General features: G+C 66.8%; 22 protein-coding genes and 3 pseudogenes. 19 read left to right on the top strand and 6 right to left on the bottom strand.

Annotation, left to right across the window (positions count from 1 at the left end; translation table 11 throughout):
• The first annotated feature begins 262 nt into the window (after positions 1-262).
• The 3 genes from OG844_RS46415 to OG844_RS46405 all read left to right on the top strand — a co-directional run bounded on the left by OG844_RS46415 (position 263) and on the right by OG844_RS46405 (position 3,991).
• The gene (locus tag OG844_RS46415) at positions 263-658 is read left to right on the top strand and encodes a hypothetical protein (RefSeq protein WP_331734730.1); all 396 of its coding nucleotides are present in this window, start codon (positions 263-265) and stop codon (positions 656-658) included.
• 68 nt (positions 659-726) lie between these two features.
• Positions 727-2,115 carry a hypothetical protein gene (locus OG844_RS46410; protein ID WP_331734729.1) on the top strand — a complete coding sequence of 463 codons (1,389 nt, stop codon included), beginning with the start codon at positions 727-729 and terminating at the stop codon, positions 2,113-2,115.
• 1,372 nt (positions 2,116-3,487) lie between these two features.
• On the top strand, positions 3,488-3,991 hold the full coding sequence (locus OG844_RS46405; protein ID WP_331734728.1) for a hypothetical protein: 504 nt from the start codon (positions 3,488-3,490) through the stop codon (positions 3,989-3,991).
• A gap of 207 nt (positions 3,992-4,198) precedes the next feature.
• On the opposite strand, the gene OG844_RS46400 is transcribed toward OG844_RS46405, so the two are convergent.
• A complete protein-coding gene (locus tag OG844_RS46400) occupies positions 4,199-5,344 on the bottom strand; it encodes a ParB/RepB/Spo0J family partition protein (RefSeq protein WP_331734727.1) in 1,146 nt (381 codons plus the stop codon).
• Positions 5,341-6,489: a ParA family protein gene (locus OG844_RS46395; RefSeq protein ID WP_331734881.1), complete on the bottom strand. Its 1,149-nt coding sequence runs from the start codon at positions 6,487-6,489 to the stop codon at positions 5,341-5,343. The genes OG844_RS46400 and OG844_RS46395 overlap by 4 nt, the downstream gene beginning before the upstream one ends.
• A gap of 250 nt (positions 6,490-6,739) precedes the next feature.
• Here OG844_RS46395 and OG844_RS46390 point away from each other — a divergent pair, with 250 nt between their 5' ends.
• Positions 6,740-7,516, top strand: coding sequence for a PIN domain-containing protein (locus OG844_RS46390; protein ID WP_331734726.1), 777 nt, complete (start codon positions 6,740-6,742; stop codon positions 7,514-7,516).
• A 312-nt stretch (positions 7,517-7,828) separates the two neighbouring features.
• Here the strand turns inward: OG844_RS46390 and OG844_RS46385 are convergent, their stop codons facing one another.
• A complete protein-coding gene (locus tag OG844_RS46385) occupies positions 7,829-8,116 on the bottom strand; it encodes a DUF6000 family protein (protein WP_331734725.1) in 288 nt (95 codons plus the stop codon).
• On the opposite strand from OG844_RS46385, the pseudogene OG844_RS46380 reads away from it, so the two are divergent.
• The 11 genes and pseudogenes from OG844_RS46380 to OG844_RS46330 form a co-directional block, all read left to right on the top strand.
• Positions 8,087-8,335: pseudogene (locus OG844_RS46380) on the top strand (DNA-binding protein); the annotation flags it as partial. The gene OG844_RS46385 and the pseudogene OG844_RS46380 overlap by 30 nt on opposite strands.
• Positions 8,335-8,685 (top strand): annotated as a pseudogene (locus OG844_RS46375) (transcriptional regulator); the annotation flags it as partial. The pseudogenes OG844_RS46380 and OG844_RS46375, both read left to right, overlap by 1 nt.
• 132 nt (positions 8,686-8,817) lie before the next feature.
• On the top strand, positions 8,818-9,303 hold the full coding sequence (locus OG844_RS46370) for a hypothetical protein (RefSeq protein ID WP_406396489.1): 486 nt from the start codon (positions 8,818-8,820) through the stop codon (positions 9,301-9,303).
• Between the two features lie 650 nt (positions 9,304-9,953).
• Positions 9,954-10,475, top strand: coding sequence for an HNH endonuclease (locus tag OG844_RS46365; RefSeq protein WP_406396488.1), 522 nt, complete (start codon positions 9,954-9,956; stop codon positions 10,473-10,475).
• Between the two features lie 391 nt (positions 10,476-10,866).
• Positions 10,867-11,106 (top strand): hypothetical protein, encoded by a 240-nt coding sequence (locus tag OG844_RS46360; protein WP_331734722.1) that lies wholly within the window; start codon positions 10,867-10,869, stop codon positions 11,104-11,106.
• Positions 11,107-11,129: 23 nt separating this feature from the next.
• On the top strand, positions 11,130-11,306 hold the full coding sequence (locus tag OG844_RS46355) for a hypothetical protein (RefSeq protein WP_331734721.1): 177 nt from the start codon (positions 11,130-11,132) through the stop codon (positions 11,304-11,306).
• A 340-nt stretch (positions 11,307-11,646) separates the two neighbouring features.
• Positions 11,647-12,561, top strand: a complete 915-nt coding sequence (locus OG844_RS46350) for a hypothetical protein (RefSeq protein ID WP_331734719.1) — start codon at positions 11,647-11,649, stop codon at positions 12,559-12,561.
• Between the two features lie 409 nt (positions 12,562-12,970).
• Positions 12,971-13,885: a hypothetical protein gene (locus OG844_RS46345; protein WP_406396487.1), complete on the top strand. Its 915-nt coding sequence runs from the start codon at positions 12,971-12,973 to the stop codon at positions 13,883-13,885.
• Positions 13,886-15,404: 1,519 nt separating this feature from the next.
• A complete protein-coding gene (locus tag OG844_RS46340; RefSeq protein WP_331734717.1) occupies positions 15,405-15,605 on the top strand; it encodes a hypothetical protein in 201 nt (66 codons plus the stop codon).
• Between the two features lie 115 nt (positions 15,606-15,720).
• Positions 15,721-16,317, top strand: coding sequence for a hypothetical protein (locus OG844_RS46335; protein ID WP_406396485.1), 597 nt, complete (start codon positions 15,721-15,723; stop codon positions 16,315-16,317).
• Positions 16,311-17,303, top strand: coding sequence for an ATP/GTP-binding protein (locus tag OG844_RS46330; protein ID WP_331734715.1), 993 nt, complete (start codon positions 16,311-16,313; stop codon positions 17,301-17,303). The genes OG844_RS46335 and OG844_RS46330 overlap by 7 nt, the downstream gene beginning before the upstream one ends.
• A 1,432-nt stretch (positions 17,304-18,735) precedes the next feature.
• On the opposite strand, the gene OG844_RS46325 is transcribed toward OG844_RS46330, so the two are convergent.
• Positions 18,736-19,161 carry a BrxA/BrxB family bacilliredoxin gene (locus OG844_RS46325; protein ID WP_331734714.1) on the bottom strand — a complete coding sequence of 142 codons (426 nt, stop codon included), beginning with the start codon at positions 19,159-19,161 and terminating at the stop codon, positions 18,736-18,738.
• 1,492 nt (positions 19,162-20,653) lie between these two features.
• On the opposite strand from OG844_RS46325, the gene OG844_RS46320 reads away from it, so the two are divergent.
• Complete coding sequence (locus OG844_RS46320; protein ID WP_406396484.1) at positions 20,654-22,036, top strand: replication-relaxation family protein; 1,383 nt, start codon at positions 20,654-20,656, stop codon at positions 22,034-22,036.
• Positions 22,037-22,213: 177 nt separating this feature from the next.
• Positions 22,214-23,193 (top strand): annotated as a pseudogene (locus OG844_RS46315) (IS5 family transposase).
• Positions 23,194-23,213: 20 nt separating this feature from the next.
• Here the strand turns inward: OG844_RS46315 and OG844_RS46310 are convergent.
• The gene (locus tag OG844_RS46310) at positions 23,214-23,393 is read right to left on the bottom strand and encodes a hypothetical protein (protein WP_331734710.1); all 180 of its coding nucleotides are present in this window, start codon (positions 23,391-23,393) and stop codon (positions 23,214-23,216) included.
• 901 nt (positions 23,394-24,294) lie between these two features.
• Between OG844_RS46310 and OG844_RS46305 the strand changes: the two genes are divergently transcribed.
• Positions 24,295-24,810 (top strand): M23 family metallopeptidase, encoded by a 516-nt coding sequence (locus OG844_RS46305; RefSeq protein WP_327267791.1) that lies wholly within the window; start codon positions 24,295-24,297, stop codon positions 24,808-24,810.
• A 343-nt stretch (positions 24,811-25,153) separates the two neighbouring features.
• Positions 25,154-25,717, top strand: a complete 564-nt coding sequence (locus OG844_RS46300; RefSeq protein ID WP_406396481.1) for a hypothetical protein — start codon at positions 25,154-25,156, stop codon at positions 25,715-25,717.
• Positions 25,718-25,879: 162 nt separating this feature from the next.
• Here the strand turns inward: OG844_RS46300 and OG844_RS46295 are convergent.
• Positions 25,880-26,152 (bottom strand): hypothetical protein (locus tag OG844_RS46295; RefSeq protein WP_406396479.1); only part of this gene is annotated, 273 nt, incomplete at its 5' end.

The following is a 26,152-nucleotide window of genomic DNA, read 5'->3' as shown; positions in this document are numbered from 1 at the left end:
CCGACCCAATCGTTGGAGCGAACGCCGGTACTGGAGAGCCGTTGGCGTCTGGGTACAAACGGTAGAAGAACGGCCCCTTCGGCTTCCTGCGCTGGCCCCGCGACGGTCCCGGCAGGGAGGTGCTTGACACGCGTTGGAAGCAACGCCGCAGCTGATCACCGCACGGGTGTTCTCCAGCTGATTTCGGCCTATAAGAAAGCCGCATGCGCCAAGTCTTGCCGAACCCTCCGGCCTCGGACGGACGAAAATTCAGGATGGGGGGATGACCTTCACGTGGAAGACCCCGCCGTGGCAGCGCAATGAGGACTGCACACACATGGCTGTCCTGGTCGCTGATGGAGGCGGGGGACAGATCAGTTTCAATACACAGAGCGTGCGCGGGGACGACGCGACCGAGGCACTCGCAGACCTGCTGATGGGCCCGGGTGGCGCGAGCGGCGCAGCAGTGTCGCTGCCCGGCCTCTTGGCCGTGGTGGTTCGCCGTGGGATCGACGTGATGTGGATGGCCCAGCCGCCCATCGAGGTGTTTACGGCAGGGGACGGCGAGCTGAACATTGTCGTCGCCGGGGCACAGCCCGACGAGGTGACCGCGTTCTCCGCCGCCGACACTCAATCCCTGCTCACCCGAATCCACGCACAGTACGGCGCGGGGGCGTAGCCGGGACTTTCAGAGACACCCCGGGTGGTTGCCCGCCTGAGGGCCGAGTGCCGTGTGGGAGGAACACCGTGAGTCTCGTTCATCCGGTTGCCAATGGTCTGCGCACTGACCACCCCGTTCCGGGCCTGCCATTCATCAACGACGAACGTCTGCCCTTGGGCAACCCCGACGCGATCGAGAGAACCGGTCGGAACCAGGGCGAAGGCCTATGGGGTCGTACCGACGACCTAACCGATGGCGGCTGGGTCGCGTTCACCACCGAACCGAAGAACCCCGCCTACGCCTGGGCCGTTCACTACCACCCCGACCACGGCCGTACGGTCCTGCTGCTTCGTGACGAGGACATGAGCAGTCTCCACCACGACTGGATGTACGGGAACAACGGATTTCTCTACCGGCAGGGCGGCTACTGGTGGGACGGCACAGCCTGGCACCGGCCGAGCCAAGTCGTGGACCACGCTTTCGAAGGCTACGACGCCCGACCCGTCCAAGACGCCCTCACCGTGACCGCTGCGGACCTCCTGACCCGCCCCGGCACACCGGACCATGCCCACGTGGTGAAGATCGCCGCCTTCACCGCGCTGGAGGAGCCGCTGTCCAACTGGCACGACCACCTCGCCCTGTGGGCCGCACGACGGCCACGTGACTCCCGGCCGCTCGACCAGTGCGTCGTTGACCTGCGGGCACCGGAGCTTGAGCCTGCTCGTTTCGTCGACCGGGAGGGCCTGGCGAAGATCGCGAATGTGTCCCCTGATGACCTGCCGCACCCTGAACGAGGACGCCGCGATCTGCCCCCAGCTCAGACCGAAACGTCCGCCGGCCCGCTCTGGTCACAACCGGTAGCACAGGACTGGGCCGAGCAACGCCGCAGGACTCACGGTCCGCGAGTCCTTCTCTCCGGCCAAACGACAGAATTCGGAACGGATCAGCCACGCGGACTCGTCGCCGACCACAACCGCCTCACGAAGATCATTCGCGACGGTCTGGAGGACGACCGGAACGACGGAAAGCGCCGCCTCGGATTCGCCAAGCCAGACCTGGAGAGGACGGCCGCAACCCTCGCCTGGTGGCCCGCGGTCGCCCTCACCGAAGGCCCCAACAGGCTGATCCCCATCTCGGCCGTGCGCACAGTCTTGATCGAGGCCGTCCTCGGAGGCCTCGCGAGAGACATCGGCAACGCTCGGAAGCGTGAGAGGAGCGAAGTCTCCCTGGGGGGCCTCCGGAAAGACGTGGTGAAGCTCCTCGACTGGTACATCCAGCGGGAGCCGGACCGCACGCCGCGTCTCTTCGGCGAGATCTGCCTGGAGGCCCGCCTGCGCTTTGAACTCTCGTCGGAGCAGGTCGGACGTCTCCTGCGGCGATCTCTTCACCTCGACAGCGAATTGGACCGAGAGACCATCAACAGCCTGCTGGACCTGGCACTGCCGCCCTCTGCCCAGAGTGTCGACGACAGCTAGACCAAATGAAACGGACATAGGGGAGTGAACGCCCACTTAATCCGCCCCGCCTGGATGACCGCGCCGGTGCAGTCCCGGGTGACCACCACGACGATCGGCGGGCCGTCCACGACACACAGGCCGAGCGCCACGGCGCGAGTGCTCAGAGCCTCACACGGTTCGCTGGTGTCACAAACGCCGACGGTGCCGGTGACGACGTGCGGGGTAATGCCATCAAGGGCGAAGTCCTCGACGGCCGCGCGTCGTCCGGGCGGTCGCGGTCGTCTCCGACGGACCACACTCAGGACGGGGAGTCGCTGGTGGCGTTCCAGTGGGCCGCACCGAAGGTGTTGCCGTTGACCACGCCGTCCGCGAGCCGTGCTCCTGGGCCTGGGTGCGGACGTTGGCGATCAGCTAGTCGCGCTGGTCCTGCGACCAGTCCGCGCTTGCGTCGAGGAAGTACAGGGCCGACGCGGCCCCTGGGAGCAAAGTGCCTGTTCAGCACCGCAATTCCGATCACGGCGGGGCGATAGGCTGCCGCTCAAAGGCGCTAGCGGTTATGCCGATGCGATGTCCGGACGGCGCTGGTATACGCAGCCCGTGACCGTCGGCACCCGATCCCCTGGCAGCCCTCTGAGCTCCAATCCGCCACTTCCCTCCCCAGGAACGACACTGCGGCGCTACCTTGGAAACAGTTCTGGCCAAGGTGGGGGATGCTCATGCCGGACACACAGACCGCCGGGCTTATCATCCTTTTCCTTTCGCTTGCTTTGCTTGTGGCCCTGCCGTTTCCGTTGCGTCGGCTGTGGTCAGCGTGGTCCTCCAGGCGTCGGATGCGACATCAGGCCGCCACACACGGCGTAGCCCCTGCGGATTACTTGGACCTACGGCAAGCGATCGCCCTGATGGACAAGATCCTGGCTCACGCTGGCGACGGCGACAGCTTCCGGAGCTTCCAGACCGATGTCTCGTACGCGGCGAAGATCGTTGGCCGCAAAAGGTACGACCGGCGCATCTTGATGAACGCGTACCTCGAGACCATGAGAGGCAACTCGGCCCCAGCTAAACGGTCAGGGCATCGGCGACCTCCCCTTGTGAGGACGCGGCCAAGGCCCCTGCCGCAGCCGAGAAGCCGATGGACGAGACCTGCGTTGTCTGTCGCCGGTTCCGCACTCTGGACACCGAAGAAAAAGTCCCCCCTACATGAGGTCAACCTGCCGGGCAGCTCGGACACCGAGCCGCCCACCGTCGAGGAGGCATCAGCTGTGGCGCCAACCTCGGCGAAGTCTTTGGACCACGCCTTGGCCGTGCTCTTTATCCGGCTCGGTCCACCGCCTGAGCCGGCCGAGAACGACTATGCGCCCGCCTCCAACGGCGGAGGAGGGGCCCAGCAGTGACCTCGGAAGACAGCGGGACGCTTCCGGCTGCACAGATCCCCGAAGGCGACCCGGTCGTCTCTGCTGGTTTGGAGATCGCCATGAAATGGGGTGTAGCTCTTGGCGCCGACAAACTGGATGTCGCGTTGAAGGCGCTGGAGCCGCAACTCCGGCGTGACCACAAGGAGCGCATGACCCGCCTTGACATGCAGCGCCAGAGCCACGTTGACGAGCGAGAGTTTCTGGAGCGGCGTGAGCAGCGCGCCCACAGGCGCCACCTCGCGGGCATGATCGTTGGTGCCGTCATAGCCGTCGCCATGCTCGGCGCCGGGGTCTACGTGGCAGCCGACGCATGGTGGCTAGCCATCCTCCTGTGCGGACCGAGTTTGTTGGCCTTGGCGAAGGTCTTCGTCCTCAACCGCAGCGATCCCGACGATATGAAGGCCGTATCTGCGGCCGGACGCACCGCGACCAACGCCGCGTCTCAATCGCAGTCCCCCGCGCCGCCGCCCGTCGTTTGACGTCCTCCTGGGGTGAGGCGGCTGATCAAAGTAGTCCGCCAACAGCCCGTCCGGTTGGTCCCCGGGCTCCGGCCTGAGCTCACCCGAGGTCGTGGTCAGCTTGTTCGCTGGCCCAGGGCTCCCGGACGCTAATGCTCGAGCCTCGACCAAGTGAAGCGGCTCTCGCCCGAGATTTGGTACGAGAGCCGCTGGGTGCGTTTACCTGCGTCACACGGCAGACGCCTGCTCCACCTCACTCTGCGCGTGACCGACTCGGTCAACGAGCAGCTCTGCGACCACAACCAGCTCCGCTGCTGAGAGGCGGGCAACCAGCGCGTCTACCACGTCATTCGGCGAAGCAGAATCGCTCAGCACCAGCTCAGCCTGAGCGGATCCCAAGCCCTGACCGTTAACGGCGTTAACGGTCTGCGTTGAGGATGCCGCTCCGGACGTCTCCGTAGAGGGCGCATCAAAGGCACTAGGGGCGTCCTCGCTCCAGGGGGTCTTCTGGGGTGCGCCTTGGGCTGAAGTATTGACGCCGTTAACGGTTGAGGCGGCCGCTTCTGTCTCGGGTGACTCCGCGTCCAGCATTACCCGGGGGACGTCTTCGCTGTCCCAGGGATGCGCCCTCTGCTGGGGTGCCCGCTGGCGCGGGGTATTAACGGCGTTAACGGTTTCGGCTGCGGCTGCGGCCTGCTGGTCCCTGGGCAGTCGACCGATACGGCGCGCCGGCTCCACCTTCAGCTCCCCTGCCCGCACCTTGTCCTGGAGTTCGGGTGTGAGCTGAAGAAGCGCGAGACGCTGCGAGACCCAGGCGGGAGTCTTCCCCAAGCGCTTCGCTACCTGGCCCTGAGAGCCGTGTATTGCCACGAGCTCCTGGATCGCCTTCGCCTGATCCAGCGGGGGGACGTCCACACGGTGCACGTTTGCGATCAACGCGCCTTCCAGCATGTCCGCAGCACTCGCGGCGAGATCGTCGTTCACATCGATCCGCAATTCCGCCAGACCGGCCAGCCCAGCAGCGGCGAGACGTCGGTTGCCATCGATGACGACGTACTCGGCCTCCCCGAGCTGCTCATCCAGTCCGGGGTGCGTGGCGAGGAACGCGGCACGCCGCACCACGGCGACGGGCTGGACCTGTCCCCTGGCCGCAAGGGATTCGGCAGTCTCCTCGAGCTCGGTGAGCTCCTCGCGAGGATTGAACGGATTGTGCGCGAGCTGCGCAATGGGAACAGCTGCCGGCGGGCGCTTTCCTTCCCCATTGATGATCTGCTGGCGGGTGCGCACTCGCCGCGGCGCGGGCTTGCCCGAGTCCTGGCCGTCCTCGTCCATGCTGAAACCGCGGGTGATTCGCTTTGGCTTGCTGTCGCTCATACCGCCAGTTCCTTCGCCAGATCGCGCATCGCCTGCGCATGGTCACTGTCGGGCGCGTACTCCAGCAGCGGGATCTCGCCGTCCGCAGCCTCGCGCCCCTCCTTCAAGTCACCGATTACAGCCAACACCCCAGGAGTGCTGCTCAGCTCCCACTGATCCTTGTTCTCCTGGACGAGCTTGCCGCGGCGACTGTCGTAGGCGTTGACGACGAGACCGAGGTAGTCCACCTGGATTCGTCCCTTGCGGCAGAGGTCTTCCTTCTGGCTCTTGAGCAGACGGAACGCCCTGTGCGAAGCCTTGTTCGCCCAGACAGGGGTGATGAGCCCCGACCGGTCGGCGAGCTCACCGTCGCGGCGGCGCACGTAGTACAAGGCCGTGTCCATGTTCAGGCCGAGGCTGGGGGGGCCGTCGATGATGATGACGTCGTAGTCGGCTTCGAGGGGCTCCAGCGCACGTTCCAGCGCAGCCTCGCTGAAACTGACCTTGGATAGGGCGACGTCCCGCAGGAACGCATCGTCGGAGGCCGGCAGAAGGTGGAGACGCTCTCCGAAGCGCTCCTGATCCAGCGCGACGAGAAGGTCGCCGATGTGTCCCTTGGCCGTGCCGTCCATGTGCATGAGAAGCGTCTCGACGTCGTCCTCGTACATGACGTCCTCGAAGCCCAGCTCTGCGGTGAGGTGCCCCTGGGGGTCGTAGTCAACGATCAGAACCCGTCGGCCGGCCTCCGCGAGGGCCTGCGCGATGCCGGAGGAGATGAAGGTCTTCCCGACGCCGCCCTTCTGGTTGGCCACTATCACCCGCACCACCGGCTGGGCCACCAAAGGGCTGGTAGGCGAGGGGTGGTTGTCGAGCCACAGGGTGAGGGCCTGCGCCAGACCTTGGACGTAGGTAACGCCGCGCTCCGTGCAGGCCGCCTTGAACTTGTCCGGCCCTCCTACGGGGAGGAAAGTGCCCCAGGTCTTCGCTCCGTCGGTCTTGATCTCCGGTAGACCGTCTGCCGAGTACCAGGCATTGATCGCGTGCTCGGTGGCGTCCTGGATGTCCATTCCGTGCTCGAAAGCGCGGATCTTCAGGTGTCTGCGCAGCTGGGGGGTGAGAGCGGTAATTAGCTTCTCTCGTTCCCCTCTCGGGGTGGGGATGCTCATGTGGCTGAACATTACTAGGTCCACTTGGCTCTGCTGCGCCTCTGCCTAACGAATTGCCTCGCCGCACCTGTAGAGACCAGTGCACTGATCTATCGAACCCACCTCTCGCGTCGGGCGCGTTGGAGGATCATCGGGGCATGCCCAAGAAACTGCCGCCCCCACCTACGTTGATCAGCTGCTGTCGGAACTGGCGGACACGGAGTCCTCCTACCAAGGGCTTCTGGACAGCTCTCAGGTGAAGGCGAGGCAGATGAACCAGGGGGGCATCCAGATCCTCGGCCATCCCTGGGCGTGGGTGCCAAGCACCCCCGACGCGGAGACCAGCAGGATGGGGTTGCTGCGACAGGTACGCGACTGGGCGCCGCGCTTCCGGCTCCTCTTCCCCCACCCCACACCCAAGGTTCAGCGCGGCATGGATGATGCGATCCGACTCCTGGAGGACTGGCTAGTCCGTGAAGGCGGAGTCAAGAACCGCGCCCCCGCAGACGTCCCAAGCGCGAAGAAGCGACTGACAGAGGCGGCCGCTGTACTTCGCGAGCTCGTTGAGCTGCTACCGCCGGACGACTGGAACGTGCGTGTCGTCGTCGACACCAACACGCTGATCGACGACCCCGACGTGACGCTCTACAAAGACAGCGTCGGCTCCCGCTACATGGTCCACCTCCTGCCCGTTGTGCTGCGCGAAGTCGACGACCTCAAGCGCAGCCACAATCGTCCCGAGCTCCGGGAGGCCGCACGGAGAGCCGACCGGAGACTGAAGGCGATGCGTGACAACGGAGACGTACGTACAGGCGCACGGCTTGCGGGCGACGTCTACGCGGTCTTCGAGCACGTCGAGCCACGTGCGGATGGACTCCCCACATGGCTGGACCTGGACGTACCAGACGACCGCTTCATTGCCTCGGCGCTACTGCTGCAGTCCCAGCACCCTGGCTCCAAGCTGTACGCCGCCACCAGCGATATCAACCTGCAGACCAAGCTCGCAGCAGTCGGCCTTCCTTACGTTGAGGGGCCCACAGGCAAGTGAACCGCAAGGCAGACCTTGCCCCACCTCGACGCGTTCCTGGACTGCGCATCCATTGCGCAATCTGCGCACTGGCTGGGGCGAGCTGTGTTGCGGGTCATGTCCCTATGGGCGCCGGTCGACCTGGACCGTGACCTGGACGGCCCCGGCGCTGAACGACGGCGGGACGTTCACCGAGACCCGGCAGACACCGTTCACCGCGGACATCCGCGAGGTCCAGGTCGTCAACACCGACTGACTTCTGTGGGCGTGACGGAGAGGCGCCGCGTCAAGGACGACGAGCCAGAGTCTTCGACGCGAACAAGACCGATGGGGTCAGGTGTCGGCGCATTCGTCGATGACGGTGCAGGCGAGGCGGATGCCGCCCAGGTAGGTGGAAATGCCGTCCTCGCCGTGCATGTGGGGCGCGTCCTGGAACCACTGCCGCCACAGGCCGCCCTCCTGGAGGAAACGGCTGGCCCGGTCGCTGTGCAGGACGGAGTCGGTGTACGCCAGGGCGCCCATGGCTGTCGGCTGGTCGTAGGCGAGGTCGGGCCGATGCAGGTAGTGATCCAGGTAAGCGGCGAGCAGGTCAGGGAGATGGTGCGCCCGGACTGGATGCACATCATTCACTCCCAGGCTTACGCCAATCTCTGGGGCAAGGCCTACAAGGCACACTAGGCCGGCCTGGACATCATCAGCATGATGGGCACCGACGAACTCCATCTGACAGGCGACTGGCGCCAGGTCTTCCCCGAAGGCCGCGGCGTCGCCCAGATGAAGATCAAGCACAGTGACGCCAAAGCGTCCGGCGAATACACCGTCGGCAAGGCGACTAGCTGATGGCCGGCCGCTGGCAAGACCTCGGCATGTTCAACGCCCGCGGGCTACCGGGCGCGGACGCCCTGGGCGCGGCCATCGAGAACATGGTCACCGGCATCCAGTCGCCCGTGGACAGCGACCGTGGGCTCGCTGCACGCCTGCGCTACCTCACCAAGACCGACGCCGGATACGAGGCCATGGATCGCGCAGGCATCCACGTGGCTCCCCGCACTCTGATGGCCTGGCTCGCTGAGGAACGCACCCCCAACAAGGCCAACCGCACCCGTCTGGACGCCGCGTACTGGGACTTGCGGCGCCGCAACGTCGCCACAGACCTCAAGCACCGCCTCAACAACGACGGCCGCGGCACCCCCCATCCGTGGCCTGGCGTCAACGCCAATGCTCCCAGTACTGTCTCGCCACAGGCCTGAGAAGGCGTGATTCCTGCTGGGGGGCAGATGACACGGGCCGCATCAATGCAGCACAGCTACCGAGTTGCCAGCATGAAGTTGCCGAACACCAAGGTCAGCTACGGCCACGTCGCGTCCCTCGAGGCTGCCGCCCGCCGCGCCGACAAACTGGCCCGCGAGGGGCGACGAGTCATCATCGACGAATGGGTGTCAGCTTCCAAGGGGTGGCGACCCATCTGTGCCGTGGGGCATGGACAGAACCTGCCCTGGGCATCCCACGCGGCCAAGCGTCTCAAGAAGCGGGGGGCGAAACAGCTCCGTTCCAGCAACGTCCTGGCGGACATGCGAGAAGCGGCCCCGACCCAACGTACCAAGCCCCTGACACCACAGCAGAAACGCCGCATCGAAGACCTCCGCATCGAACGCCTCACCGAGTACGCAAAGAGCGAGACACCCATCGACCCGATCCGGAAAGAAGCGATCCGAGCCGCCGGCCCCAAAGCCACTGGCCCAGTAGAAGACGGCCACAAGAGAGTCCGCGGCTACTCTGGCGCACCCCTGTTCCGCCGCTTCTGGTAGACCGGCCGCTCTTAAGACCGTGTCTTCAGTGGGAGCCGACAGAGTAATGATCAAGGCGTGGGTGGACTCCCTGGATGACGCGACGGTCGCGACTGCACTCACCCGAATTGCGGAGGTGAGGTCGAACCCTACGGCTCTGCTGGACTGTCTACGTCAGTTGAGCATTGAGGCTCGCGCCTACCAGAGCCGATAGCGGAGCGACCCGCGTCGTGACGTCGGCACGCAGCCAGGCGACTGTCAGTGGGGGGTGAGAACCTGCTGTCTTGATCGGAGGAGAACGAGGGGGAGAAGTGTGGGAGAGTGACGGGCCGGAACGACGAGAGCTGCCCACCTGGCTGCGAGGACGGCAGGCACTACGTCCGGCATCCGGAGAAGATCGCCGAGCTGTCCTGGGACGGTTCGGCATGGGCTACAGGCTGGCCACACGGACTGGCGTCGGCCAGGGAAAGACCGTGGAAGCAGGTCTGATCGCTGCCGCTATGGTTGCTGAACGCCTGTTTCCAGTCGACTACCTGACGGTCCTGGACGGGCAGCATCGAACGCTGTGGCTCGGACGACAACGGGAAGCGGATCACCCCGTAGGCCCGGCCCGCGCTGAGCTGTCCCTACAACCGCAGCCGTTCCCCCGCCGACGGATCCGCGCGCGGACGATGCCACCGCAGGAGCGATACCGCCAGCTGCGACGCAGGGTGGAGGAGCGCGAGGCAGACGGACGTCACGAGCAGCGCGCCGACACCGCAGGCTCACGCAGGGCGCGCGACCGCCAGGCACGCGAGGCGGTCCTGCTGCGCAGTGAGGGCCGGTGTGAGAACCCGTGGTGTTTCCTGCCCGCGCTTCCCTACCAGACGGCGGCAGGCGGCTCCCTGATGGAAGTCGACCACATCGACGACCATGCCCGAGGAGGCCGCGATCACCCCAGCGCCATGATTGCCCTGTGTCCTAACTGCCATGCCAACAAGACCCGCGGAGCCGGTCGTGCCGCGCTGCGAGAGCACCTCAGGCCTGTAGCGAGGGAACTGGACGCTGCTTGGGACAGCGATGCCGCCCGGGCCAAGGGCGGGCTGCCGCCCCGCAGCAAGACCGTCCTGGAACAGTGCGCAACGCTCCTTGCGTCTTTGGACGACGCCGACCGCAAGTGGGCCCTCGCCTCCCTCACCGACCGCTTCGAGTAAGCCCACACGAAGCCATAGCGCGGCCCGGCTCTCCCCGTCGGCGCCGAGTCGCCTTCGCTGTTGGCCGCCTGGCGGATGCGCTGCGCGCCCGCACGGGCGTGGAAGACCCCGAGAGCCTCTGCTCTCCTGGATGACCAAGGGGCTCCCGGCCCCGCGCGCTGGACGGTTGCTGGGCACGGACTCTCCGTGAACGATCGCGATTACTCCTTCCGCAACCCCACCAACCTCTTCGCTGGGTGGTACGTACAGCCGCTACGGCCTCAAGGCGTACGTTGCCGGCGTGTCCCGGCCCACTACGTGAATCCTGACTGGCGACCGCGCGACGTTAATGCGAGGGCTTCGCGGTGGCGGTCACCGCGCAGGAGGTCGAGGCGGTCACGACAACGCGGACATGGAGAGCTGCGGTCTGCACGTGTCGAGCGGTACGTCGAAGAACGGCATCTCGGCGATCCAGGCGCTCAAGGTGGTGCACGGGATGCGTGACCCCGCAGACGGCCTCCTGCGCAAGACGCTTACGACGGTCCTGAACGCCTGGGGCTCCGACCTGACCAGTTGGGACGGCATGACGCTGCGGGCGGTCGCCATCGCGATCCACCGCAACTGGGACACGATCGACTGTCCTCTCTGCTGACCCTCAAGCAGGAGCCGGTCGGCGTGTGGAAGGATTCCGCGATCAAGGACACGGTCAGCGGTGGCGGCTCGCAGTCCCGCTCGATCCCGCTCGCGAACAACATTGCATATGAATACACCGTCGCGTTCGGCCCGCAGCATGGGCCGGCCTATGGCCCGCCGAAGCGCCGGAAGACCAACACGGTCACCGTCGCCGCGTGAGCCACGGTGCGTGTACGAGGCGTGACAAGGCTGCCCCGCACCCCAGGTCGGGTTGTGGGGCAGCCTTGTCGCGGTGCTCAGGCGTCGGGGTCTTGCCGGAAGTAGTCGGGGGCGAGGTGCCGGAGACGGTCATCTTCCTCAGTGACCGGTTCGAGGAAAATGTGCAGGCCGTCATGGAAGACGCCGTGATGGTCGTAGCTGAACCAGGAGCCCACCACCCTGTAGCGGTCGCCGCGAAGGAGCACGGGACGGAAAGCGCTAATTCCTGGTCGGAGCCATCTGGCAGGGTGTGGCTGTGACAAGCGAAGGCGATACGAGCAGGGACGGCGAGGCGTGGGCGATGAATATCCTCGTCCAGTTGCGCCAAGGCAGACAGAAGGCACATGCGCATCGCGACGCCCTTGCGGAAGCGGTCGACGAAATAGCCGACGGTTTCACGCAACTGGGCCTCAAGCCTTGGAAACCGGAGCATGAGAGCCCGGCGCGAGAGGACACGAAGGCCCCGGACGTCATGCTCGGTGATCGCGCCGAACCAGCCGCAACGGTTCTCCGGTATGAATCAGCGGTCAACATCCTCAGCGCCGCCGATCAGCTCCGGGGGTTCGCCGTCCTGCTTCGTGCAGAGAAGTCGCTGATGGGCGCGGTCTCGGTCGCGCGTGGCGTCTTCGAGGCGTGCCTGTGGGCCACAGCGGTAATCGACCCGACCATCAGCACTGACGAGCGCCTGCAACGTGCCCTGACGCGTCGCCTCGCACGACTCTCGGCAGGTATCCGCCTCGGGAAAATGCTCGGCGGCGATACCGATGCCGACCAGTTCGTTGAGAACGACGGCGACGTGGATGACGCGCACGGGTCCAACCGCGATCCTGCGAAGGACATCAACGACATCTTGGCTTACGCCAAGGACCGGGGCTGGCCTGTGAAGAAGGGCCGTCGCACCCCCGAGATCACACCCCTTTCGATTGACTGGCTCAGCGAGAACCTTGAGCGCCGTATCGGCATTGAGGGGTACGCCTGGACGAGCGGCTCGTCGATGGCTCATGGCGAGCATGCTGCCGACACAGCGGTGTGGGTTGAACTGTCGCAGGACATCGGCACAGCTCCGGCATGGTTGATCCAGTTGTGGTCGAACGGTGCTTGGGCGGGACCGCGTCTCTTCCTTGCAACGCACGCCGCCTACACAGGGAAGGGCAGCCTGCGCCGCGAGTATCAGCGGTTCGAAGAGTTGTTTTTGAGCGGGGCCGGCAAGAGCTGAGGCTCTGGAGATCCATACAGCATGCCCTCATGCGCTACGCCCGCCGTCCTCGCTGCACCGAGTGCAAGGCAGCGTTCACGTACGAGCGGTGGCAGGCGGTGGAGTGCACCGGCTGGGACGCCTCCCTTCGAAGGCCCGTCCGCCCCTGCGCGGGGACTGCCACCAGCGACATGGGATCGATTGGAAGGAAGCCTGGCCGAACGCGACGCGCCAGAAGCAGGAGTCGGCCGTGCTGGAGCAGAAGGCCACCAGCTGGTCTCGCCGCCGCTCTCGCGCCTGCGCCGCTGAGCCGGGGCACGCCTTTCGACCAGCCGCGCTTCTCCTTCTGGCAAGGATCAGGCCGGTGAATTGGATGGATACGACGGAGAAGGCACGTCATGCTGGAAGCGATTGATGCGAGGGGGGAAGCGTGAGCCGCGGGCAGACGGAGACTCTTGACGAGAAGCACCAACGCTTGCTGGAGGCTTTCGTGTTGAGGGCCCGCAGGGTGGAGGAACACTCGCTGGCCGTCGATTGGGACGCTCTTGTCGAGCTGACTCGCATGAGCATCAACGTCCGTGTTGACCGAGGCGAGGTCCGGATCTCGTACGAGCTCCCACCCGAGGAAGTGGTCGAATCTGCGGCAGCGCGTATCAGGCCGATTCTGCTGGAGCAGGAGGACTGTTTTCACATGAAGGCGCTCTCGGCTCTGGGCTACACCTGCCGAGCAGCGCCACAAGATGCAGCGTGGATACGGGCCGCACGCGCTGAGTGGCGTACACGGGTAAGCCCCTCGACGCGCGACGAATCCGGTTATTGGGTCATGGTCGCTGACACGTCCACGGGCGAAGAGCGTGATCTCGATGCGCATGGGCTGGCCATGGCCTGGATCTACGGAGACGTGGTGCATCACGACCCAGAGCGACGCAAGGAAGGCGACACCTTCGGACTGCGCGACCGGTTTCGCGCCGCTGTTCCCCTGGTGGCCTGGGCGATGGTCGGCACGATCGAACTCCTGAACTTCATCCGGGCACTGAACGAGGCCGGGATTCTGAAACTTCGACAGGAAGTGTTCGACGAGCAGGTCGCCTTGAAGTCGACCGTGTGGGAAGAGCGGGCAGAGATGTACTACGCACCCGTCGGCGCTCAACCTCCCTCGTTTGCGACCTCTCCCATGCCCGAGGGATGGCTCCCTCTGAGCAAGGCATCTGACCTGTCGGTTTTCCGCCACCACATTGCGGGACAACTTCTGAACACGGAGCGCTCACCATCCATGACGTATATCCCTTCACCGGAAGAGGTCGATGCCGCCCGCACGCCTGCCGACGGCTGGAAGCGGGACTAGCTCGGCGCCTGGGGCGTCCCCTCGACCTCGGGCTCGCCGGACTTGCTGCCGTAGATCCTCGTCCGCACATCCTCGCGGCGCCGGCCGCGCCGTGGGCCGCTTCGGGAGTTCGCGGGGTTTCGGCCAGGGACGACGGAGGAGCTTCTTGTGACCCCGCTGCCGGGAGCGCACTATCGCAAGATGGCGTTGACGGAGGCGATTCTCGCGTTGGTGAGTGGGCTGGGCGGGGCCGGTATCGGCGCCGGGGGTGCTTTGGTAGTTCAGCGGGCGAAGCGGCGTGATGACGCAGCCGCCGCAGCTGCTGCGGCTTACCGCGCTGACGCCGCCCTGGCGTCGGAGATCGTGGCAACTGCACGGGCTGAGATCCGTGCTTGGTGGACCAACGCTCAGCGAGTCCTCAGCAGCTTGGAAGCTGAGCGCCGTGTATCTGCCGCGGAGTACGAAGCTCAGGTGCTGGAGGAATTGAAGGCGTTCACGGCTGCGTTCTATCGCATCCCAACCAGCGTCCATCCTGAACGGGCCGACCTCCAGCTCCCGCGCTCGTTCGCAGACCTTGTCACGCAGGTGTCCCACCGCATCATCGACGCGGCTCACCATGGCCAAACCGGGCAGGTTGACAACGGAAAGCTGGCGGAGCTCGGGAACCAAGGCTTCGCAGCACATCGTGTGATCGCCATCTATCTACTGGAGTGCGCCGAGAATGCATCTGGGAACCCGTACCCCGCCGGGTCAGTGAGCTTCGGGTACACGGAACCGGTGGTGCGGCCGGAGCCGAGGGGCCGCATCGCGCATTCCTCGCCAGACCGCAGTGCCGACACGGCACCCTCGGGGCGCCAGAGTGGGTCAGGCGCTGTCGCCGACCCAGCGCAGCCGGCCTGGGTCGCCGGGTTGTCCCTCGTAGTGGGCCCGCCCGCCCCAGCCCGTACGCGCCGAGCTCGGTGATGAGCGCCGCGCCGTCCAGCAGCTGCTGCACGCTCCACCCGGTGACATCGAGGCGCGGCCCGTCCAGCGGGCCGCCGATCAGTGCCGCGTACCGGTGCCCGGCCACCTCGACGTCGGGCTTACCGGGCTCGCTCCCGTAGATCCTCATCCGCGCATCCTCGCGGCGGCCGGCCACGCCGTGGGCGGCTCGCAGGTATCTGACTCCCTTCCGGTGTACCGGGCGTTCCACTCCCTCGACGACTTTCGAGAGGGCAGCCCCGTAGCACCGCCGTGTCGTCCATTCAAGAAATCCGAGCCGCGAACCTCGTCGGCCCGATTTCTTGAATACGGCCCGCCGCGTCGGAAATCTGGGATCCCTCGAACCGGACTTGCGGGGCTAACCCCTCGGCGCTCGAAGGTGCTGCCACCACCCCGCGACACCGTTCGTCAACCGTTCGCGAATCTGCTCTACGCCCCGTCAGGACCCGCCTGGCATAGGGCCGGAGCGGATTTTCGCGAGAGCTCGATTCGACGGCCCGGATCGCGGACTGTGGCCCCGCGCTCAACCGGAGCGCACCACCGAAATGGAGATCCCGCCGTGCCCACGCTCAACCTCACCCTCGTCCTGTTCGTCGGGCTGCTCCTGGTCCTCGTGTTCGTGCTCTTCATGGCCGGCCTGGCCTACGTCACCCACCGCCACCCCCGCCTGGAGAAGCCCCTCACCGTTGCGTTCGGGGGCGGCGCTCTCCTCGTCGCGGTCGTCGCGGTCCTGGTCGCCGTCGTCGCCCTCACCAGGTGATGCCGTTGCGTGCCCCCGGGGTTCGTTTGCTCGTTGCCTGGCTGAATCCCGATAACCGCCTGTGCGCAGGTGGTTACGGTGATCGGCTTCTGTTCGCGAACCCCGGGGGACCCTGATGACAGATCGACAGACACGGCGCCGACCGGGCGTGATGGCGCTGTGCGCCGGTGTGGGGCTCGCTCTCGCACTGGCCGGTTGCGGTGGTGGCAGCGACGACGCGAAGCCGCAGACGGCCCCGTCTGCGGCCTCGACGGCACCGCCCGCCGTCTCGGCGTCCCCGCCGGACCCGGACGCGGCGGACAAGACCGCGGTCCTCGCCTCGTACACCGCGATGTGGGTCGAGCAGATGAAGGCCTACCGCAAGGCCTCGCCCGACGGCACGAAGCTCGACGACTACGCCACGCTCGACGCGCTGTCCGCGTTCGAGCGGGACCTGGCCCACATGAAGAAGAGCGGCACGATCGGCACCGGCCAGCTCGGCCACGAGCCGGAGGTCGCCGAGCTCGACATGGAAGCGAAGATCCCCACCGCGACGGTGGAGGACTGCATCGACCTGTCGAAGTGGAAAGCCGAGCGCACCCCTTCGGGTGAGGTGGTCCCGCTGCCCACCGCCCAGCCGCTGCGCTACGTCGCCACCGCCACGGTGGAGCGCTGGGACAACGAACGCTGGATGGTCACCGCGTACAAGCCGGACGGGAGCCGGTCATGCTGAAGCTGGCCGCGACGGCCGCGACGGCCGCGACGGCCGCGACGGCCGCGACGGCCGCGACGGCCGCGACGGCCGCGACGGCCGCGACGGCCGCGACGGCCGCGACGGCCGCGACGGCCGCGACGGCCGCGACGGCCGCGGCCGCGGTGGCCCTGGTCGCCGCCCTGACCCCGGCCGCGCACGCCGACGGGCCGAGCGGTGGCGTCTGCGACAACTCCGGCATCCTCGTCACCATCTGCGCCGCCGACGGCGGCAGAGCCTCCGGCTCGTCGGGATCCTCGGGTTCGGGCGGCAAGCCGGCCGCGGCTGCCCCGGCCGCGACCGGTGGCGACCGCAAGCCGACCGACAAGTGCTCCTACGACCTGGTCCAGCCGCCTCCCCCGGCCGGACACCTGTCATGGAAGGGGCACGATCCGAAGGACGGCGGGGTCTACAAGGCCCAGTGCGACAGCGGCCGCGGCGGCGTCGTCTTCGTCCCGAAGGGCCAGGACGGCCCGGCCGCCCCGACCATCGACCCCGAGCTCGTCGCGCGGCGGGCGGCGGCCTCGATGCGCCTGGAGGGCCCGAAGGTCGCCAGCCCCCGCGCGGCCGGGACGTATGTGGTCGGGATGCCGATGTGGATGTGGGCCACGCCGTCGCCGTCGTCGTTCGGTCCGGCGACCGCTACGGCTACGGCCGGCGGTGTCACCGTCACCGCCACCGCGAAGGTCACCAGGGTGCGGTGGGCGATGGGCGACGGCACGACCGTCACCTGCCAAGGCCCCGGCACCCCCTACAGGAAAACGCAGGAGGTGACCACGTCGCCGGACTGCGGGCACCTCTACGAACGGCCCTCCTCCGAGCAGCCGGGCGGCCGGTTCAAGGGGACCGCGACCGCGACGTGGACCGTCACCTGGACCGCGCCCGCCCTCAACGACGGCGGGACGTTCACCGAAACCCGCGCCACAGGGTTCACCGCCGACGTGCGCGAGGTCCAGGTCCTCAACTGACCGCTGCAAGCCGCTGACCTGCCATGGGGAGTTTCCATGGTGAGTTCGGCCGAGCCGTGGTGAGTTTTCGCGGTGAGTTGACCCCGCCGCGGTGAGTAAGCCCCGGGGGCGTGGTGAGTTTGCCGGTCGGAAACTCCCCACCGCAGGTCAGACACGTGCGCGGTCACTCACCACGGCACTCTGCTCGCTGGACACTTTTGTTGTCGAATCTGTTGCATGACGCTCAGGTGGTCGACAGGGGCGGACGACTGTCAGGTGCCCGGAGCGTGAGTTCCGTCGCCGGTGCCAGAGACCAGCCTCCCGCTCCGGGCACCGGACACCCTGGCACACGGAAACCGCGGAGTCTGCCGGGCTGCGGCCCCTCCTGGTCCTCGAGCACCGCCGCTGCAGCGCCGGGCGGTCCGCTGCGCAGCCGGCATGGGGTGCCCGACAACAATCCCGACAATATGACCGACGGTATGACCGAGAGGATGACCGACACTATGACCGACACCTCCCGGGAGCGGGCCTCTGCATAACGGCAGGTCAGGCGCCGGTTTTTGCGTGGTGAGTGCTCAGACTTCCCCTCTTCTACCTGGCTGCCTGGCTATGGGGTGGTGGTGTGGTGGCTGGTGTTGGGCGTGGTCTCGGGGAAGACGGGGCGGCGCTGCGCGGACCTCTTCACCGGCCCGTCGCGCTGCTCCGGACCGACAGCCAGGCGGTGGGCCTACTCCGGCCGCTGCGCCTCGCGGACGCCCTGGCCGAGCCCGGGCGGCGTACGCGGCCCGGGCGTCGGTGACGGCCCGCTCCCAGATCCACGCGCCGCCAGCGCGCTCGCTGCCCCGCGCGCCGGCCGGTGAGCGCCTGTTCCTGAGCTCCTCCCCGGGGGCTGCTCAGCCCCCGGGGTGATGGTCAAAGCCTGCGCCGAAGGGGCACCCTGGAGACGTGGTGACCAGGAAGACGCCGCGCTGCGGTCAGTGCGCAACGCCGCTTCCCGACGGGTCCCGAAAGAGCCGCCGGTACTGCTCCGCGACGTGCAGAACGAGGGCCTGGCGCACGATGAAGGCCCGGCGTGAGGCGATCGACGCCGGCGGGGCGGCCCTCAAAGCAGTCCTCGAAGGACGCCGCCATCCCTGGCCCCGCTTCACGTGCCCCGAGTGCGGCAGCACCTGGTACGCCGCGGACAACCCGTTCGGGAAGACGAAGCGATCCGACAGCCTGTACTGCTCACCACGCTGCCGGACGCGGGCATGGCGGCGACGGTCGCGTTCAGGAGGCGTCACCGCGTGACGCCTCCTGGTGACGCAAACAGCGGCGCTCGGGACGGGGCACTGAAGGCCCGTTCTCACTTCTCCCCACCGGCAGTCGCCGCAGGGGCGAGCAGCGCATGGTCGCCCGGTCGCGGGCAGGGTGACCCCTACACCCAGCACCCTTTTCAGGGAAGGGCGCGCTACTACTGGCCGAACTCGTTGAAGGCGGCTTCGAGGTCGGTGGCCAGGCTCTGGGCGTTGCGGCCTTCGATGCGGTGGCGGGGGACGAAGTAGACGAGTTCGCCGTCCTTGAAGAGGGCGAAGGAGGGGTGGGACGGGGGGATGTCCGGGAAGTAGCTGCGCATCTGCTGGGTGGCTTCGAGGTCCTGCTCGTCGAAGACGGTCAGCAGCCGGTCGGGGCGCTTGGAGCCGCCCTCCAGGGCGAGCCTCACGCCGGGCCGGGCAACGCCGGCGGCGGAGCCTTGGACGGAGTTGAACGCCACCAGGGTCATGCCGGTCGCGGCTTCCTTCATGGCGCGGTCGACGTCCTCGGCGGTCAGGAGCTCGACGAAGCCGATGGAGGTCAGCTCGTCCCGGAACGGCTTGACCAGCAAGGGGGAGTACGGCATACCTATCAAATCCTCACCGAGAGTGACAAACGTCTACTCAAAGTACCGGCATGGGTGCGTACCGTGAGCGAAGCCACTCCGCCGATCAACGTGTGCCACAGCGCCGTCTCGTCGCGCCGCGTGTGGCCGGTGAAGAACCTGTCGGCCGCAGGGGGCGCAGCGAGCGCCATGCGCGGCCGACGTGGGGGAGGGCCGCGGCGGCCCGGTGGGCCCTGCAGCGAACAGGCACCGTCCGGGGCGCACTATCCCCTGCACTATCCACTACTTTCCCCTGCACTATCGGCTCCACTTTCCCCTGCACTATCGGGCGCGCATGACTCCGCCCTCTCCTCACACAACCGCAGGTCAACCCCCAGTTTTCTGGCGGTGAGTGCTCAGACTTCCCCTCTTCTACCTGGCTGCCTGGCTATGGGGTGGTGGTGTGGTGGCTGGTGTTGGGCGTGGTCTCGGGGAAGTCGGGCGGCGCTGCGCTGGCCTTCTTCTCCGGCCCGTCGCGCTGCTCCGGACCGGGCCGGGCTTCCTGGGCCCCACCCCGCCCGCCGGGCCCTGGGCGCGATGACAACAGCTGTGACGCTATGTGTGACGACGTGTGCGACACAACCGTCACGTGGACCGCACCCGCCCTCAACGACGGCGGCCAGTTCACCGAAACCCGGCAGACGCCGTTCACCGCCGACGTCCACGAGGTCCAGGTCGTCAACTGACCATGGCAAGCCTCTGGCCTGCCGTGGGGAGTTTTCTGGGTGAGTTCGGCCGGGCCGTGGTGGGTTTTCGCGGTGAGTTGTCCCCGCCGTGGTGAGTAGACCCCCGGGGCGTGGTGAGTTTCCCGGTTAGAAACTCCCCACCGCAGGTCAGAGGCGTGCGCGGTCACTCACCACGGCACTCTGCTCGCTGGACACTTTTGTTGTCGAATCTGTTGCATGACGCTCAGGTGGTCGACAGGGGCGGACGACTGTCAGGTGCCCGGAGCGTGAGTTCCGTCGCCGGTGCCAGAGACCAGCCTCCCGCTCCGGGCACCGGACACCCTGGCACACGGAAACCGCGGAGTCTGCCGGGCTGCGGCCCCTCCTGGTCCTCGAGCACCGCCGCTGCAGTGCCGACCGGCGGCTGCGCAGCGCGTCGGCGGCGCACACATCACCGGTCCGGTCCTCGGCCGTCTCTGCCTGCGCACCCAGGGCTGCGGGGTCGGCATGCATGCCCGTGGTGAGTTGGGCGAGCCCTGACCGCCGCTTACGTTTTCCCCTACGCCCGTCCCTATAGTTGTCCCTACACTTTCCCCTACAGTGATCATCGTCGTAAGGGCTGGTCTTTGCGCAGGTAGGACGCTGCTTCGAGGCGTGCCCACCCCGCCGACAACCCCTTTGCCGCTGTTGAGTGGGGGCGGTGAAGGGGTTCTGACGAGGGTCGCGGCGGCGCGGGCCGCGGGCTGGCGCCCCGGCCCGGCAACGAACCGGCACCAGGGCGCCGGATAGAGAGAGGCGGGGAGCGAGTCGTGGGGAAGAGTGCGTGGCCGCACAGGTCGACGGCGAAGGCGCGGGGGCTGGTGCTGCTTGCGCTGGGCATCGTGAAGGTCGCGACGGCTGAGCAGTTGCGGCAGCTGGTGTTGCCAGGCACGGCGGATGTGCAGACGGTCCGCAACGCGTGCAAGGATCTGCGCTCGGTCGGCCTGGTCGAATCGGTCGGCCGCACCTCCTACATGTCGGCGGCGGGGCGGCCGGTGTGGCGGGACCTGTGGAACCTGACCACCGCCGGCCTCGCGTCAGCCGCCTCGGAGGTGGGACGCCCGGTCAAGGAGATGGGCGGCACCGCCCGTGACGCGGCGAAGGCCGGCGCCCCGCACGCCCTGGCGGTCACCGACACGATCGACGCGTTCCGCCAGTCACCACCGTTGCCCACCAAGCCCGTTGCCCGCCGCACCGATACCACCACCGCCCCAGTTCCTGAGCAGGCGCGCCCCCTGCCGACACGGCCGCCAGGCCTGGGGCATCTGCGGGGCTGGGAGACCGAGGTGCCCTTGCCAGTCTCAGGTACGTTCACCACCCCGGCCCGGGGCAGCCTGCGCGCGGACGCGGTGCTGAGGGCCCCGGAGGACGGGGTGCCGGTGATGTTCGTGGAGGTCGACAACCACACCGAACCCGCCGCCGTGGTCGCCAGGAAGATCGAGAACTACCGCCGGTTCTTCCAACGCACCCACAAGGACCACCACGGCATGGACGTGCCGTTCTGGTCGACGCTGTGGGACGACTCCCCCCGCGCCGGCTACCCGCCCCTGACCCTCGTCTTCGCGAAGAACGTCAGCCCCGACACCGCCATGAACCGCATGAAGAGCATCCACGACCTGTCCACCCCCTGCTGGCAAGGCCGCTGGCACAGCGGCAGCAGCTATGACCGGGCCTCCAGGGACGGCTACCGGGACTACGCCCGCACCATCCCCGTCCTGGCCACCACCCTGACCCGCCTGCAGCAGCACGGACCCCACGGCCCCGTCTGGTGGCGCTTCGGGCACCCCGCTTTCGACGTCCCCGGCCACCCCGCCTTCGAAAGCCTTGAGCACGCCCTCGCCAACCCCGACGACTACCGCCCCTACCACGCCCGCGAAGAGCAACGCCGCCTCGAGCACCACGCTCAGGAGGAACGCGAGCGCCAGGAGGGGGAAGAGGATGAGCGCCGGCGGAACGTGGCCGCGTGGCCGTGCCCGACCTGCGGCCGCGAAGTCTTGCCCGACGGCTGGGAGACCCGGCCCACGGGCAGTGACTGTAGCGTCTGCACCAGCACCAGAAGGCGTGAGCAGGCGGACGCCGCGGCCCTCGCTGCCGAAGAGGAGGAAGGCCGGGAAGAGGCCAAGAGGAACGGCCTCTTCGGCTTCCTGAGGTGATCCTCAAAGACCGGCACAACGACGGCCTTCCCCGGTGCTGGCCCAAGCGGCCGGATGGTTCGACGCCGCGCAGCTGCGACGCCGGCCGCTGCGCCTCGTCCTAGGGCCTGTGCGATGTCGTGATCAGTTTCTGGCTTCTGTCCTCTTCGCGGGGTGGAACGCGGTAGGCCTGTGGTCGTGACGCGTAGGCAACTCACCCATGCACAGTGGAAGTTCATCGAGCCGTATCTGCCGATCGGCAGGTACGGCCCTTATCCGGAGCGGTTACGGGAGCAGTTCGAGGGTGTGATCTGGCGGTTTCGGTCCAGTGCCCAGTGGCGGGAGATGCCTGCCGAGTTCGGTCCCTGGGCCACCGTCTATGGACGCTTCCGTGTCTGGCGGGACGCCGGGGTTTTCGCTGCTGTGCTGGAAGGCCTGGCCGCCGAGGGCGCCCGGCTGGGCAGAACAGACTTGTCGCTGGTCAGCGTGGATTCCACCACGGTCCGCGCCCACCACGACGCCGCAGGAATGCGCGTCAGCAAGCACCTCATGAAGGCACTGGAAGAGGCCGCACGGGAGCAGGAGGAGGCCCGGCAAAAAGGGGAGGCCCAAAGGAACAGAACGGACAGGCCGAGCGCCGCTCCGTCCGACGTAGACACAGACTCCGCCTGAAGGAAGCCCTGCTCGGCAGATCAAGGGGCGGACTCACCAGCAAGATCCATCTCGCCGCGGACCGCAGGTGCCGTCCGCTCGCGCTGGTCCTGACCGCCGGGCAGGCCGGGGACAGCCCGCAGTTCATCCCTGTGCTCGCGAAGGTGAGAGTCCGCCTGCCCCTCGGCCGTCCCCGCACGAGGCCGGACGCGGTCGCCGCGGACAAGGCCTACTCATCCCGCGGCAACCGCTCCTACCTGAGCAAACGCAACATCAAAGCAGTCATCCCGGAGAAGAAGGACCAGGCCGCCAACCGCAAGAAAAAGGGCGCCAGGGGCGGCCGACCCGTCAGCCACGACGCCGACCTCTACAAGGAACGCAACACCGTTGAGCGCCTGATCAACAAGCTGAAGGCCTGGCGAGGCATCGCCACCCGCTACGACAAGACGCCCGAGAGCTATCTCGCCGGCCTCCAGCTCCGTGCCTCAATGATCTGGATCGACGACCTCCTCAAGGCCATCGAATGATCACGACATCACACAGGGCCCTAGTCCTCGTTGACCTCGGCGGCGTACGTGGTCCGTGCGTCGGCGACGGCCCGCTCCCACGTGCTCGCGCCACCGCCGTGCGTGCGGGCCAACCGCGCGGCCAGGCCGCGTTGGTAGCCCCCGGCCCGGCGTAGCTCCGCGAGCGCGATCTCAACGGCCTGAGCGCGCTTCTGAGACACCGGACGCCCCGCGCCGCGCCCTCCCGCCCTCGGCCCCGCTCCTGCGCCCGGAGACGCCCAACCTGGCTGTCCCTATGCCCTCCTGGTGCGCAGCCCAGAACGCCTCGACGGCCTGCTGGTCGTAGTAGTCGATCCAACCTCCACCCGGTCCCGGCCCTCCACCAGCGCCGACACCGCCAGCAACCGCACAGCCTCCTGCGCGTCCGGCGACCAAGTCCGCGCATCCCCCACCAGATCACTCACACACCATCAACGAGCCTGAACACAAAGCGTTTCGGTTCAATACAACCGCCGCCGCCTGCGCAAGCACAAGATATTCGGCTACCTCACCCCGGTCGAGACCAGGCAGCGGCATCAACACGCCCTCGCGGCATAACGAACGAGTGTCCAGGATCACGGGGAAACTTCAGCCCACACATCAGAACAAAGACCGTTGCAGTACTAGTCCCCGCTTGCGCCCCGACACCTTCGCTCAAATCCGGAACGGTTCACTGCCCGGTGTCCGGGATTTCTGGAGGAATCGGCTCCGCGGTCGGGTCCGCGTCAACTTTCATTCATCACTTCGGGATGGTGACACGTCAGCGCCCTTCCCGGCATGAGCGAGGGTGCCGCGTCGGCGGCACCTCGTCAGGCGTGGCATCCTGCCTGGCGCTTTGACTGCGCCTTCCGCTCCCCGACGTGCCGGCCTGCGCCAAAGGCGTGGACCGGAATGTCCGGAAGCCAGTGGTCGAGACCAATAGCGAACTCCGAAGGCCCTTTTTGTGCCCTTGCATGACGAGCCGTCAGGACCGATCCTGCAATCTCTTCACCGACGGTGACCGCGGAGACAGGTCGCCCCGGGACTACGTGAACGGAGAAGTACGTGAGTCCAGCGAGAACAGTTCTGCGCAGAATCGTTGTCATGGCCGGTGCGCTGATGACGGCGGCGGCAATCACGCTGACAGGAGCCTCCCCGGCCACGGCCGTGGATTACTACTACGAGATGCCGTACCCGGCGGGCGAGGCGTACACCATCACGCAGGGCCCGGAAGGCACGTACTCGCACGTCGGTCCCTACAACGAGTACGCCTGGGACATCGGGCTCCCGGCGAACTACGAGGTGTCGGCCGCACAAGCCGGCACGATCCTCATATCCGACTGGTCGCCGTACGCCGGCAACGGCATCGAGGTCATCATCCGGCACTCCAACGGCCAGTGCACCCACTACGCACACCTGAACAAGGCCATCTACAACACCGGTGACTGGGTCCCCCAGGGGCGGGTCGTCGGCTGGTCGGGAAGCACCGGAAACTCCACCGCGCCCCACCTGCACTTCCAGGTGATCAACTGCAACACCCGCGTGGGCCTGCCCGCCACGCTGCAGGGCTGGACGCCTTACACCGGAACCCGCCCGGTCAGCGTGAACTCGTACGCCTGATTTTCGACACCCCCGCTTATCATCTGGGTGCACCCGAACCGTCTGGTCCGGGCGCACCCACCACATGGGAACTGAACGTGTCTGCTCCGTGAGGCAACGTGGCTGAGCGTCTGCGGTTGCTCTGTGCCGCCGCGCCCAGTTCCTCTTCGGCCTGCGAGGAAAGCGTTTGTGAACCTCTCTACGTCTACAAGGGCGGCTGCGGCGGCTGAGTCCTCGGCGTGGCCGTGTCAGAAATCCCATTCAAGGATAAACGAAACGCGCTATGCTGCTGCTAAAGCTAGGGAGGGGGAGGCAGATGGTGGACTTTTTAACAGCATGGTGGTTTTGGCCCACGTTAGGCCAAATGGCTATGTCACAGGATTTCGCTGCAATTAGCGCGGGGACTTTCGTAGCGATTCTCCTAGTCGGGGCCATCGAATTAGCGAACACTTTCGGGCTCAGAGCTGCATTGGAGGAGAAAACGAGTCTTATGTTCGCCTCCGAGGTAAAGGAGAGCGCTCTAGCCATCCGTACAGGCACTGAGCTTCCCGAAGAAAAAAGGCTAGCCATCGATGAGGCGCTAGCAACGGCCGCGCAACTCACCAAACAGGCACAGGCTCTTCTCACCTACGCCGTGACTTCCTGGCTGGGCATCTATGTATTTTGCGGCACATCACTGGTCGCCGTTCTCGTGTGGTCAGCTCAGAAAGACGGGAAGCCGGACCACGCCTTGGCGATTTGGTCTATCTTAATTATCACACTTAGCTTGATCCTTATTCTGGTGGCCTTTTCAGCTAGGCTATTCCTTTCTCGAAAAATTACCATTGAGGAGCAGCGGAGGAAGGCAGCGCAAGAGCTTGGTATCCCAGTAGGTGAAGTTTCCGCGCTTGTAGCCCGCTGGCGTCGGCATCACGGATTCGATTCGTGACAGTTACTTACTTCTCATATTCTCTAGGGCTTGTCACCGTGACTTACGGGTGCGTGGGGTGGTGTGGGCTGGTTCCAGTTTTGATCTGCGGTCAGAAATGATGCACACCCCTGAGGGGGTGTGGTCTGGTTCCGCCAACGCCACATGCTGCATCACGCGCCGTCACACCACTCCGGCCACCCTCCGCCCTGCCAGCCCGGCGGAGCCGGTGCGGTCCGGGAGCGGAGCGGACGGGCCGTCAGGGCGTGAAACGCCCTCACACCCCTCGCGCAGCAAGGGGTGTGGCCTGGCCTGGCGGAGCCAGGCCAGGCGGGAGACGGAGCGCAGCGGAGGCGACTCCCGGCCGGAGGCCGACCAGGCTCGCGCAGCAGCCTGGTGACGGAACGTCACCGCGCCGGGCGAAGCCCGGCGCTGCGCTCCCAGCGCGCAGCGCTG

This window comes from Streptomyces sp. NBC_00887 (genome assembly GCF_045207585.1).
This window is presented reverse-complemented; position numbering and strand designations above follow the sequence as displayed.